Genomic DNA, 12,268 nt, shown 5'->3' on the forward strand with positions numbered 1-12,268 from the left:
AATTTTAATTATAAATACTATGTGATATCATCCCATTGTTCATAGAGTTTTTCTAGATTTTTTTGGAAACTAATAATTTTGTTATTTATTTCCTTCATTTTTTCTGAATCGGAATATATTTCTTCAAGACATAAACTACTCTGAAGTTCTTCTATTGAAGTTTCAGCCTCTAAAATAGAAGCTTCAATGTCTTTAATTTTTTGTTTTTCTGCTTTGAGTAATTTTTCCTCATCTCTTTTTTTCTTTTTCTCAAGATTTATTTGAGTTTTTGTTTTACCTGAAATTTTTTCTTCTTCTTCAAATCTAGTAGGATTCTTCTTTTTTTCTATGTAATAGGTATAATTTCCTAAATATTCTTTTGCTCCATGGATTTGAAGCTCATATATTTTAGACACAACTTTGTTCAAAAAATATCTGTCATGGGAAATCACAAGTACGGTGCCATCATAGCCTAAAAGAGCTTCTTCTAAAGCTTCACGGGACACTATATCCAGGTGATTTGTAGGTTCATCCAAAAGGAGAAAATTACTTTTGGATAACATCAATTTAAGAAGGTTAATTCTACATTTTTCACCTCCACTTAAATTACCTATTTTTTTAAAAACGTCGTCACCTACAAATAGAAAGGCAGCTAGTGCATTTCTAACTTCTGTGGTAGTCATATTGGGAAAATCATCCCATACTTCATCAATAATAGTTTTTTCATCATTTAAATTTGATTGCTCTTGATCATAATAACCTATAAATACATTTTTCCCTAAAACTTTTATGCCTTGGTCACTTTTAATATTATCTAGCAATATATTGAAAAGTGTAGTCTTGCCTCTGCCATTTTCACCGATAAGAGCCGTTTTTTCTCCACGTTTCATATCTAAATTCAAGGATTCGAAGAGTTTTTTTTCACTAAAACTTTTAGCTAGATCCTCAATATGCAGCACATCGTTACCACTCTTAATTAAAGTTTCAAATTGTATTCGTGAGGCTTTACCATCTTTGTCCGGGGCTTTTATTCGATCAATTTTGTCTAGAGCTTTTTGTCTGCTTTCAGCAGCCTTTATACTTTTTTCTCTATTAAAGGAACGATACTTTTCAATTACTTCTTCCTGCCTTTTTATTTCAGCTTGCTGCAATTTATAAGCTTTTAATTGAACTTCATAATTTTTCTTTTTTAGTTCTAAAGCCTCAGTGTAATTACCGGTGTACACATTTATGTGTCCTGCTATCATTTCTAAAGTCTTTTCTGTAATGGCATCTAAAAAATATCTATCATGCGATATTAAAATAACAGTACCTTTGTAGGCAATAAGATATTGTTCAAGCCATTCAATAGCTTCTAAATCAAGATGGTTTGTAGGCTCATCTAAGAGCAGAATATCTGGTTTTGTAAGTAGAAGTTTACAGAGAGCCGTTCTAGTTTTTTGGCCTCCACTCAAAAGATTTATAGGTTTATTATAATCATTTTCTGAAAAACTTAGACCCTTTAAAACTCTGTTTATTTCGCCTTTATAGGTATAACCACCCTTAGTATCATATAGTTCTGTTAAAGTGGTATAATCTTTAATTACTTTACTATGGTATTCCTCATTTTCAGCATTATAGGGCTCATTCATCTTAATTTCCAGTTCACTTAATTTTTTTTCCATGTCTAATAATTCCTTAAAAACTGATAAAAGCTCTTCAAATATTGTAGAGGAATCATGTAGGGATAAATGTTGAGAAAGATAGCCCAATTTTTTATTCTTTTCTATAAATAATTCTCCACCATCTTGTTCCAGTTGGTTTGTTAAAATCTTAAGCAAAGTAGATTTTCCAGCACCATTTGCGCCAATAAGGCCCACTTTTTCACTTTCATTTATAGTAAAGCTTACATCCTCTAAAATTACATCTATACCATAACTTTTAGTTATATTTCTTGTACTCAAAACTATCATAATTAACACCAGCCTTATATATTTAAGTATAATTATATATTTTACTATTTTAATGTGAAAATTTGTAGTATAATTTAAATTTCACAGAGTTATGTTTATTTTTTATTAAAAAATAAGTGTAAAATTATTGATATGTGGTAAAATAGAATAAGTATATATTTGAGATGTAAGGGGTGCAGCAGTTGGATAAGAAAAAAAATATATCTATGGCAGTAATAAAAAGACTACCTAAGTATCATAGATATTTAAATGAACTAGTTAATAATGAAGTAGATAGAATTTCATCGAAAGAATTAAGTGAGAAAATAGGTTTTACTGCTTCTCAAATAAGACAGGATTTAAATTGCTTTGGTGATTTTGGACAACAAGGTTATGGATATAACGTGAAAGATTTGCATTATCAGATTTGTAAGATACTTGGAATTACAAAAGAATATAAAACTATAATAGTAGGAGCTGGGAATATCGGTCAAGCTATAGCTAATTATCTAAATTTTCAAAAAATGGGATTTGAACTGAATGCAATATTTGATATAAATCCAAAATTATTTGGGCTTAAGATAAGGGATGTGGAAATACAGGATATTGATTACTTGGAGTCTTTTTTACAAAAAAATCCTATAGACATAGCTACTATTTCAGTGCCTCCCAAAAATGCACAAAGTGTATGTGATATTTTAGTGAAAAACGGTGTTAAAGGAATTTGGAACTTTGCACCAGTAGATTTAATAGCTTCTAATGATGTTATGATAGAAAATGTACATCTTAGTGAAAGTTTACTTACATTGACTTGTTTAATGAACGGAGAATTGTGATATAACTCATGGCAGAGATAAAAATGCTGCAATAAATATACTAAATGAAAAACCGTTGGGCAAGCGGGGTTAGCTTAGTAATTATACTGATGTTAGTTGGTGTTGGTATATACCAAGAAGCTCTTACCTCTAAGCGCAGCTCAGGTGGTGGGAGTATGTCACTAAAGTCAATAGTAAACTTTAAAAATATGTTAAAAAATTATTTAATTAAGGCATGTTATAGTAATTGGATGGTTTTATATGAGAGCAATAGTTTTAAGAATAAATTTTTAAAACTATTGTATTTTTTTTGTAGTGGCGCAAAAGTAACGTAACAAAATTCCAATTTTAAGGCCTTAATTCTTGTAAATGATAGCAGACAATAAATAATTTTTTATTATTTAATTTTTATTGAAAACTAATTAATTTCAGTATATAATAAAACTTGAAGCGACAAATAGTATGTTTTTAATCTTCATTGTTAGAATATTAACAATGAATTAAAATTGTGGGAGGATTAGGCATGGAATTAAAAAATATTATCCTTGAAAAAGAAGGAAAAATTGCCTTAGTTACAATTAATAGACCAAAAGCTCTTAATGCTTTAAATAGCGAAACATTAACTGAGCTTGATTATGTAATTGATGAAATTGAAAAAGACGATGAAGTTTTAGCTGTAGTACTAACTGGAGCAGGAAAGTCCTTCGTAGCTGGAGCAGATATATCAGAAATGAAAGACAAGAATGTAATAGAAGGTAGAAAATTTGGAATACTAGGTAATAAAGTATTCAGAAGATTGGAAAACCTTGAAAAGCCTGTAATAGCAGCACTTAATGGTTTTACACTGGGTGGAGGCAATGAACTTGCTTTGTCTGCTGATATAAGATTAGCTTCAACTAAGGCTAAATTTGGTCAACCAGAAGTAAGCCTTGGAATAACACCAGGTTTTGGTGGAACTCAGAGACTTTCAAGAGTAATAGGAGTAGGAGCTGCTAAAGAACTTATATTTACAGGAAAAATAATTAATGCAGATGAAGCATACAGATTAGGATTAGTAAATAAAGTTGTTGAGCCAGAAGCATTATTGGAAGAAGCAAAGACCCTGGCTAATACTATTGCGAATAATGCACCAATAGCTGTTAAACTTAGCAAAGTAGCTATAAACAAAGGACTTCAAACTGATATAGATACAGCACTTTCTTTTGAATCAGAAGTTTTTGGAGCAACTTTCTCTACTGAAGATCAAAAAGAAGGTATGAATACATTTTTGAATGATAAAAAATATTTAACAGGTAATTTTAAGAACAAATAAGGAGGTAAGTTACATGAATTTTTCATTGACTAAAGAACAGGAATTAGTAAGACAGATGGTAAGAGAATTTGCTGAAACTGATGTTAAGCCAATAGCAGCAGAAATTGATGAAACAGAAAGATTTCCTATGGAAAATGTAAAGAAAATGGCTAAATATGGTATGATGGGTATACCTTTCGCTAAAGAATATGGTGGTGCTGGTGGAGATACATTATCATACATAATAGCTGTAGAAGAATTATCTAAAGTATGTGGTACTACTGGAGTTATACTTTCAGCGCATACTTCACTTTGTGCTTCATTAATCAATCAATTTGGAACACCAGAACAAAAAGAAAAATATTTAATACCACTTGCAAAGGGTGAAAAGATAGGTGCTTTTGGTTTAACTGAGCCAAATGCTGGAACAGATGCTGCTGGTCAACAAACTGTAGCCGTACTTGATGGTGATAATTATACAATTAATGGTTCAAAAATATTCATAACAAATGGTGGAGTAGCAGATATCTTTGTTATATTTGCAATGACTGATAGAAGTAAGGGAACAAAAGGAATATCAGCATTTATAATTGAAAAAGGCTATAAAGGTTTCTCAATTGGTAAGATTGAAGATAAACTTGGAATAAGAGCTTCATCTACAACAGAACTTATATTTGAAGATATGATAGTACCAAAAGAAAACATGATTGGTAAAGAAGGAAAAGGCTTCGGCGTAGCAATGAAAACTCTTGATGGAGGAAGAATTGGTATAGCTGCTCAAGCTCTTGGTATAGCAGAAGGTGCTTTCAATGAAGCAAAGGAATACATGAAAGAAAGAAAGCAATTTGGAAGAGAATTATTTAAATTCCAAGGACTTGCTTGGATGATGGCTGATATGGAAGTTGCTATAGAAACAGCTAAGCTTTTAGTTTACAAAGCTGCTTGGACAAAAGATCAAGGACTTCCATATACTGTTGAGGCTGCTAGAGCAAAGCTTCATGCTGCAAATGTAGCAATGGATGTAACAACTAAAGCAGTTCAATTATTTGGTGGATACGGATATACTAAAGATTATCCTGTAGAAAGAATGATGAGAGATGCTAAGATAACTGAAATATATGAGGGAACTTCACAAGTTCAACAATTAGTTATTTCAGGAAGCGTTTTTAGATAATAAGGAGGGTTATAGACTATGAATATAGTTGTTTGTTTAAAACAAGTTCCAGATACAACTGAAGTTAAAATAGATCCTAAGACAGGAACACTTATAAGAGAAGGAGTTCCATCAATAATAAATCCAGATGATAAAAATGCATTAGAAGAAGCATTAGTAATAAAAGAAAATACAGGTGCCAAAGTTACTGTATTGAGTATGGGACCACCACAGGCACAAACAGCATTAAGAGAAGCTATGGCTATGGGAGCAGATGAAGCAATACTTATATCTGATAGAGCCTTTGCAGGAGCTGATACATTAGCTACATCAAATGCACTTGCAGGAGCACTTAGAAAACTTGATTATGACATAGTATTTGCTGGAAGACAGGCTATTGATGGAGATACTGCACAGGTTGGACCAGAAATAGCTGAGCATCTTCAAATTCCACAGATTACTTATGTAGAAAAAGTTGACGTAACTGGAGATAAAGAATTAACAGTAAGAAAAGCTTGGGAAGATGGTTATGAAATAGTTAAAGTTAATACACCAGTATTACTTACTGCTATAAAAGAACTTAATGAACCAAGATATATGGATATTAAGAATGTATTTGGATTATTTGACAAAGACATAACAATATGGAGTGCAGACGATATAGATGTAGATAGAGAACTTCTTGGACTTAAAGGATCACCTACAAAGGTTAAAAAATCAGCAACTAAGGAAACTAAGGGTCAAGGAGAAATTGTTAATAAACCAGTTAAAGAAGCAGTTAGTTATGTAGTTTCAAAATTAAAAGAAAAACACTATATTTAAAGTGATGTAGGAGGTATTTCGAATGAATATAGCAGATTACAAAGGCGGCGTATGGGTCTTTGCTGAACAAAGAGACGGAGAACTTCAAAAAGTTTCATTAGAACTTTTAGGAAAAGGCCGAGAAATGGCAGACAAATTAAATACAGAATTAGTTGCAGTATTACTTGGATACAATACCGATGAAATGGCAAAAGAATTATTAGCTTATGGTGCTGATAAAGTAATAGTAGCTGATAATCAACTTTTATCACATTTTTCAACTGATGCATATGCAAAGGTTATTTGTGAATTATCAAATGAAAGAAAACCTGAGGTAATATTCATAGGTGCTACTTTCATAGGAAGAGACTTAGGTCCTAGAATAGCAGCTAGACTTACAACTGGTTTGACAGCTGATTGTACAGCACTTGATATAGACTCAGAAAATGGGAATTTATTAGCTACAAGACCAGCTTTCGGTGGAAACTTAATGGCTACAATAGTGTGTGCTGATCACAGACCACAAATGGCCACTATAAGACCAGGAGTTTTTTCTAAATTAGAAAAAGATGCAGCTAAAGAAGATAGTTCAAAAATTGAAAGAGTTAATGTTAATTTAACTGCAGATGACATAAGAACAAAAGTACAGGAAGTTGTAAAATTAGCTAAAGATGTAGAAGATATAGCAGAAGCTAGTATTATAGTAGCTGGTGGTAGAGGTGTTGGCAGCAAGGAAAATGTTGCTAAACTTCAAGAGTTAGCAGACGTTCTTGGTGGAACTGTTGCAGCTTCAAGAGCAGCTATAGAAAAAGAATGGATTGACAAATCTGTTCAAGTTGGTCAAACTGGTAAAACTGTAAGACCACAGCTGTACATAGCTTGTGGTATTTCAGGAGCTATTCAGCATCTTGCTGGAATGCAGGACAGTGACTATATAGTAGCTATAAATAAGGACGAAAATGCACCAATAATGCAGGTAGCAGATCTTGCAATAGTTGGAGATTTAAACAAAGTTGTTCCAGAATTAATAGCACAGGTAAAAGCTAACGCAAAATAGTATAAATTTGTGTAGAATAATTCTGCCCTGAAAAGGAAATTTTAATTTTAAAAGACTATAAACTAAACTTAAATAATTATAATTTGTATATAGATTATAATTATTTAAGTTTAAGAATTTATATTTAGGAGGCTACATAACATGAAAAAAGTGTGTGTACTTGGTGCTGGAACAATGGGTGCTGGAATTGCTCAAGCTTTTGCAGCAAAAGGATTTGAAGTTGTTCTTAGAGATATAAAAGATGAATTTGTTGAAAGAGGAATAAAGGGAATAGATAAAAATCTTTCAAGATCAGTTACAAAGGGAAAACTTACTGAAGAAGCAAAAACTGAAATACTTACAAGAATAACTGGAACAGTTGACCTGAATCAGGCAGCTGATTGCGATCTTGTAGTTGAAGCAGCAGTTGAAAATATGAAAATTAAACAAGAAATTTTTAAAGAATTAGATAGTATTTGTAAGCCAGAAACTATTTTAGCTTCAAATACATCATCACTTTCAATAACTGAAGTTGCAGCTGCAACTAAGAGACCTGATAAGGTTATTGGTATGCATTTCTTTAATCCAGCTCCAATTATGAAGCTTGTTGAAATAATAAAGGGAATGGCTACTTCACAGGAAACTTTTGATGCAATAAAAGAATTAAGTGTTTCAATTGGAAAAGATCCTGTAGAAGTTGCAGAAGCTCCTGGTTTTGTTGTAAATAGAATATTAATACCAATGATAAATGAAGCTGTTGGTATCTTTGCAGAAGGAATAGCTTCAGCTGAAGATATTGATACTGCTATGAAGCTTGGTGCTAATCACCCAATGGGACCTTTGGCATTAGGAGATTTAATTGGTCTTGATGTATGTTTAGCAATAATGGATGTTCTTTATAAGGAAACTGGAGATACTAAGTACAGAGCTCATTCATTGCTTAGAAAATATGTAAGAGCAGGATGGCTTGGAAGAAAATCTGGTAAAGGTTTCTTTGATTACGCAAGATAGTAATCGGATTATGGCATATTCAAATAAATAGCTAGTCAGTATGCTAGTCTATTTTGAATCTTACTGCGTCAATAGAACCCTCAGATAGCTCACTATCCTGGTCACCTGTTTCCTTGTAGGATTCAAAATATACGCCGCATCTTTGACTTACTATTTATTTTCACATGCCTAAAAGGTATTATTCTTTAGAATAATACCTTTTTTATTTTATATTTATTTGATATAATACAAATTAAGTTATATTAAGAAAATAATCTATTAGTATATTGATAGAAATTTATTTAATTATATAAAATGGAGGATAAGATGTTTAAAATATTAGATACCAATAAAGATGTCAATGATATTTATACTATGAAGATAATAGCACCAAGAGTTGCTAAGTCCATAAAACCAGGTCAATTTGTAATACTTAGAATAGACGAAAAAGGAGAAAGAAATCCTTTTCCAATTGCTGATTATGATGTAAAGGAAGAAACTGTAACTATTGTTTTTAGAAAAAATGGAGAGCTATCAACGGAACAACTTGCAGGCTTGAAGGCAGGAGACAGCATATTAGATTTAGTAGGACCTATAGGACAGGCATCTCTTTTATTTAGTGAAAACATAAATGACCTTAAAAATAAGAATATACTTTTTGTAACAGATGATCTATCTGCTGCAAGGGTATATCCAGCAATGTCTTGGTTATATAAAAATAATGTAGAAAGTGATGCTTTAATTGCTTTTGATACTTATAAAGATATAGTATTTAAAGAGAGAATAGAAGCTGTAGCTAACAAAGTATATGTGCTTACAAAAGATGGAAGTGAAGGCATTAAGGGTACTGTTTCCAATTCACTAGAAGGTATCCTACAGGGCGAAAAGAAATATGACATAGTTGTTGCAATAGGGCTAACAGAATTAATGAGAGAGGTTTCAGTAATTACTAAAGAGTATAATATAAAAACTATAGTTAGTTTGACTACATTAATGCTGGATGGAATTGGAATGTGTGGAGGCTGTAGACTTACTATTGGTGGAAATGTAAAATTTGCATGCCAGGATGGACCAGAATTCGATGGACATCTTGTAGACTTTGAAGAAGTTAAAAGAAGAGAAAATTTGTATAGCAGCTACGAAGCTAAATTAAAATATAGACAGAAGCATGGAAACTGTAATCATAGTGAAAATGAAGTTACTATAGGATTAGAGGAGGAAAATCATGAGTAAATTACAAAGAACACCTGCCCATGAACAGGATGTAAATGCTAGAATAAAAAATTTTAATGAAGTTTGTTTAGGATATAATGAAGAAGATGCCGTAAATGAGGCTAACAGATGTCTTCAATGTAAGAACCCAAGATGTGTGGGTAAATGCCCTGTTAATAATAAAATACCTGCTTTTATAAAATCTATAAGAGAAAGAGATTTTAAAGAAGCAGCTAGAATAATTTCTGAGACTAGTGCTTTGCCAGCAGTGTGCGGAAGAGTTTGTCCGCAAGAAATTCAATGCGAAGGCGGATGCGTGCTTGGTATTAAAGGAGAGCCAATATCTATAGGAAACCTTGAAAGATTTGTAGCAGATTGGTGCAGGGAAAATAGTATAGAATTCGGTGAAAAAGCTGAGAGCAATGGTAAAAAGGTAGCGGTTATAGGAAGTGGTCCTGCTGGAATTACCTGTGCAGGAGATCTGGCCAAGCTTGGATATGATGTTACAATCTTTGAAGCCCTTCATGAAGCTGGTGGTGTTTTGGCATGGGGTATACCAGAATTTGTGCTTCCAAAGGAAACTGTAGTTAAACATGAAATAGACAATTTAAAAAGACTTGGCGTTAAAATAGAGACAAATGTCATTGTAGGGAGAACTGTAACTATAGATGAGCTTTTAAATGAAGAGGGTTTTCAGGCTGTATTTATCGGAACAGGAGCAGCTGTGCCTAATTTCATGAGTATACCTGGTGAAAACTTTAATGGTGTGGTGGCTGCCAATGAGTTTTTAACTAAAAATAATCTTATGAAGGATTACAGAGAAGACTATAGAACACCTGTAGTAATAGGAAAAAGAGTAGCAGTAATAGGTGGAGGAAATGTAGCTATAGATGCTGTGAGAGCAGCTTTAAGGCTTGGAGCAGAATCACATCTTATATATAGAAGATCAGAGGAAGAACTTCCTTCAAGAGTTGAAGAAGTAAAGTTTGCGAAAAAAGAGGGAATAAAATTTCATCTTTTGACAAATCCAATTGAAATATTAGGAGATTCAGATGGATGGGTAAGTGGTATAAAGTGCGTTAAGATGGAACTTGGGGAAGCAGATGCTTCAGGAAGAAGAAGACCAATACCAGTGGAAAACTCAGAGTTCATTTTGGATGTGGATATGGTAATTATGGCTATTGGCTCAGGTGCTGATCCACTAATTATTAATACTACAGAGGGTCTTGAAGCAAATAGAAAAAATCTTATAGCAGTAGATGAAGAAACTGGACGTACTTCAAGAGCTAAAGTTTATGCTGGTGGAGATGTAGTAACAGGCCCAGCTACTGTAATACTGGCTATGGGTGCAGGTAAGAAGGCAGCAAAGGCTATTCATGAGGACTTAAGCAAATAATCTAAATAGAGTTATTGGCATCAATGAAGTTTTTTGCATTGATGCTTAATAATCTTTCTAGGTGTTAAGATATACTTTACTCACACTTTACGAAAATCAGAGAACTTAAAATTTTTCGGATTTGTTTAAATGCTTTTCACATAGTGTCATTGGAATATTAAAGTATACTTAGTAAAATATAAGAAAGATAGGGTGTTATTTTTGTTTATTGATTTTGTTAAAAAATACTATGATAAAGAATATAATTTAAATTGTGCGGAAACAATAATTTATGCAGCAAATGAAAGGTATGAGCTTAATTTAGATAAGAAGGCATTAAAATCAATGGCAGCCTTTGGAGGGGGAATGGGCATTGGTGATGTATGTGGTGCTATAACAGGCTCTCTAGCTGTACTTGGAATTATTTTTGTTGAAGATAGAGCTCATGAAAGTGGTAAAATAAAAGAGATATCTGCAGAATTCTTCAATAGATTTCAGGCTATTTTTAAAGAAAAAAACTGTATTGAGCTTAAAGAAAAGTTTGCAAATAATGAAGAACGCTGTAGTAAAATGGTGTATGCTGCTGGAAAAGTTCTTGAAGAATTGATAGAGGAATATAGATAAAACTTATCTAGTGTGAGTTTGCTTTCAAACTAAATTTAGCTGTTGAGAGCTTCTTTAAAAGCTATTATAATGGCCAATCATTATAACAGTAATAGATTCCAGCACTTACTGAAAAGAGGATATAGTATGGATTTTAAAGATATTGAAAGTAATGAAAAGTGTGTAATAGTTAAAGGTATAGAAAATTTTGAATTAGATCACGTATTTGAGTGTGGACAGTGTTTCAGGTGGAATAAAACAAAAGAAGGTACTTTTATTGGAGTTGCCTTTGGTAAAGTGATTGAAGTTGAGAAGAAAGATAGGGATTTATTAATATACAATACTACAGAAAAAGAATTCAATGATATATGGGTGGACTATTTTGATTTGAATAGAGACTATGACGAAATAAAAACAGAACTTAGTAAAGATCAACTTCTTAAAAAGTCAGTAGATTTTGGAAGTGGTATAAGGATTTTAAGACAGGATCCCTTTGAGTTATTACTATCCTTTATTATTTCTGCAAATAACAGAATACCCATGATAAAGAGAGCAATAAAGGCTATAAGTAAAAAATGGGGTAAAGAAATAAAATATAAAGGTGAAACTTATTATACCTTTCCTAGAGTAGAAGATTTACAGCATAAGGTTATAGAAGATTTTGAAGAATGTGGAACGGGTTTTAGGGCAAAGTATATAAAGGATACTTGCGAAAAAGTATATGAAAATAATGATATTTTACAGTACATCTATAGTTGTGATGATGACAAATGCCACATAGAATTGCAAAAATTTATGGGGGTAGGACCTAAAGTAGCAGATTGCATAATGTTATTTTCCATGCAGAAGTATTCTGCGTTTCCGGTAGATGTATGGGTAAAAAGGGCAATGATGCATTTTTATGTTGCACCAGATGTCTCATTGAAAAGAATAAGGGATTTTGGAAGAAATAAATTTGGAAATTTATCAGGTTTTGCTCAGCAATATTTGTTCTATTACGCAAGAGAAAATAATATACTAGAGTAGAAAATCTTCAAATATCAGAGGTTTAACACTGGCTTTTATTCATATGTCAAAGGCTT

General features: G+C 32.2%; 12 protein-coding genes. 11 read left to right on the forward strand and 1 reads right to left on the reverse strand.

Features of this window, described 5'->3' with window-relative positions; genetic code table 11:
• Positions 1 to 17 precede the first annotated feature (17 nt).
• On the reverse strand, positions 18 to 1,931 hold the full coding sequence (locus tag CLOPA_RS06750) for an ABC-F family ATP-binding cassette domain-containing protein (RefSeq protein WP_015614713.1): 1,914 nt from the start codon (positions 1,929 to 1,931) through the stop codon (positions 18 to 20).
• A 182-nt stretch (positions 1,932 to 2,113) separates the two neighbouring features.
• On the opposite strand from CLOPA_RS06750, the gene CLOPA_RS06755 reads away from it, so the two are divergent.
• The 11 genes from CLOPA_RS06755 (at position 2,114) to CLOPA_RS06800 (ending at position 12,212) form a co-directional block, all read left to right on the forward strand.
• Positions 2,114 to 2,746, forward strand: coding sequence for a redox-sensing transcriptional repressor Rex (locus tag CLOPA_RS06755; protein WP_041710823.1), 633 nt, complete (start codon positions 2,114 to 2,116; stop codon positions 2,744 to 2,746).
• Positions 2,747 to 2,790: 44 nt separating this feature from the next.
• Positions 2,791 to 3,060, forward strand: coding sequence for a hypothetical protein (locus tag CLOPA_RS24860; RefSeq protein WP_015614715.1), 270 nt, complete (start codon positions 2,791 to 2,793; stop codon positions 3,058 to 3,060).
• 188 nt (positions 3,061 to 3,248) lie between these two features.
• Positions 3,249 to 4,037 carry a short-chain-enoyl-CoA hydratase gene (locus tag CLOPA_RS06760; protein ID WP_015614716.1) on the forward strand — a complete coding sequence of 263 codons (789 nt, stop codon included), beginning with the start codon at positions 3,249 to 3,251 and terminating at the stop codon, positions 4,035 to 4,037.
• A gap of 13 nt (positions 4,038 to 4,050) precedes the next feature.
• A complete protein-coding gene (locus CLOPA_RS06765) occupies positions 4,051 to 5,190 on the forward strand; it encodes an acyl-CoA dehydrogenase (protein ID WP_015614717.1) in 1,140 nt (379 codons plus the stop codon).
• Positions 5,191 to 5,208: 18 nt separating this feature from the next.
• The gene (locus CLOPA_RS06770; protein WP_015614718.1) at positions 5,209 to 5,991 is read left to right on the forward strand and encodes an electron transfer flavoprotein subunit beta/FixA family protein; all 783 of its coding nucleotides are present in this window, start codon (positions 5,209 to 5,211) and stop codon (positions 5,989 to 5,991) included.
• A 22-nt stretch (positions 5,992 to 6,013) separates the two neighbouring features.
• The gene (locus CLOPA_RS06775; RefSeq protein ID WP_015614719.1) at positions 6,014 to 7,027 is read left to right on the forward strand and encodes an electron transfer flavoprotein subunit alpha/FixB family protein; all 1,014 of its coding nucleotides are present in this window, start codon (positions 6,014 to 6,016) and stop codon (positions 7,025 to 7,027) included.
• A gap of 141 nt (positions 7,028 to 7,168) precedes the next feature.
• The gene (locus tag CLOPA_RS06780) at positions 7,169 to 8,017 is read left to right on the forward strand and encodes a 3-hydroxybutyryl-CoA dehydrogenase (protein WP_015614720.1); all 849 of its coding nucleotides are present in this window, start codon (positions 7,169 to 7,171) and stop codon (positions 8,015 to 8,017) included.
• Positions 8,018 to 8,323: 306 nt separating this feature from the next.
• Positions 8,324 to 9,229, forward strand: coding sequence for a sulfide/dihydroorotate dehydrogenase-like FAD/NAD-binding protein (locus CLOPA_RS06785; RefSeq protein WP_015614721.1), 906 nt, complete (start codon positions 8,324 to 8,326; stop codon positions 9,227 to 9,229).
• Entirely contained in the window at positions 9,222 to 10,604 is a 1,383-nt protein-coding gene (gltA, locus tag CLOPA_RS06790) for an NADPH-dependent glutamate synthase (RefSeq protein ID WP_015614722.1), read from the forward strand. The genes CLOPA_RS06785 and gltA overlap by 8 nt, the downstream gene beginning before the upstream one ends.
• A 201-nt stretch (positions 10,605 to 10,805) precedes the next feature.
• Positions 10,806 to 11,207, forward strand: a complete 402-nt coding sequence (locus CLOPA_RS06795) for a C-GCAxxG-C-C family (seleno)protein (protein ID WP_015614723.1) — start codon at positions 10,806 to 10,808, stop codon at positions 11,205 to 11,207.
• Between the two features lie 126 nt (positions 11,208 to 11,333).
• On the forward strand, positions 11,334 to 12,212 hold the full coding sequence (locus tag CLOPA_RS06800; RefSeq protein WP_015614724.1) for a DNA-3-methyladenine glycosylase family protein: 879 nt from the start codon (positions 11,334 to 11,336) through the stop codon (positions 12,210 to 12,212).
• Positions 12,213 to 12,268 lie beyond the last annotated feature (56 nt).

This window comes from Clostridium pasteurianum BC1 (assembly GCF_000389635.1).
Lineage (GTDB): Bacteria > Bacillota > Clostridia > Clostridiales > Clostridiaceae > Clostridium_I > Clostridium_I pasteurianum_A.

Coding starts and splice junctions, on each gene's coding strand:
- CLOPA_RS06750 (WP_015614713.1), bottom strand. CDS start 1,931: ATGATAGTTTTGAGTACAAGAAATATAACTAAAAGTTATGGTATAGAT.
- CLOPA_RS24860 (WP_015614715.1), top strand. CDS start 2,791: ATGAAAAACCGTTGGGCAAGCGGGGTTAGCTTAGTAATTATACTGATG.
- CLOPA_RS06760 (WP_015614716.1), top strand. CDS start 3,249: ATGGAATTAAAAAATATTATCCTTGAAAAAGAAGGAAAAATTGCCTTA.
- CLOPA_RS06765 (WP_015614717.1), top strand. CDS start 4,051: ATGAATTTTTCATTGACTAAAGAACAGGAATTAGTAAGACAGATGGTA.
- CLOPA_RS06770 (WP_015614718.1), top strand. CDS start 5,209: ATGAATATAGTTGTTTGTTTAAAACAAGTTCCAGATACAACTGAAGTT.
- CLOPA_RS06775 (WP_015614719.1), top strand. CDS start 6,014: ATGAATATAGCAGATTACAAAGGCGGCGTATGGGTCTTTGCTGAACAA.
- CLOPA_RS06780 (WP_015614720.1), top strand. CDS start 7,169: ATGAAAAAAGTGTGTGTACTTGGTGCTGGAACAATGGGTGCTGGAATT.
- CLOPA_RS06785 (WP_015614721.1), top strand. CDS start 8,324: ATGTTTAAAATATTAGATACCAATAAAGATGTCAATGATATTTATACT.
- gltA (WP_015614722.1), top strand. CDS start 9,222: ATGAGTAAATTACAAAGAACACCTGCCCATGAACAGGATGTAAATGCT.
- CLOPA_RS06800 (WP_015614724.1), top strand. CDS start 11,334: ATGGATTTTAAAGATATTGAAAGTAATGAAAAGTGTGTAATAGTTAAA.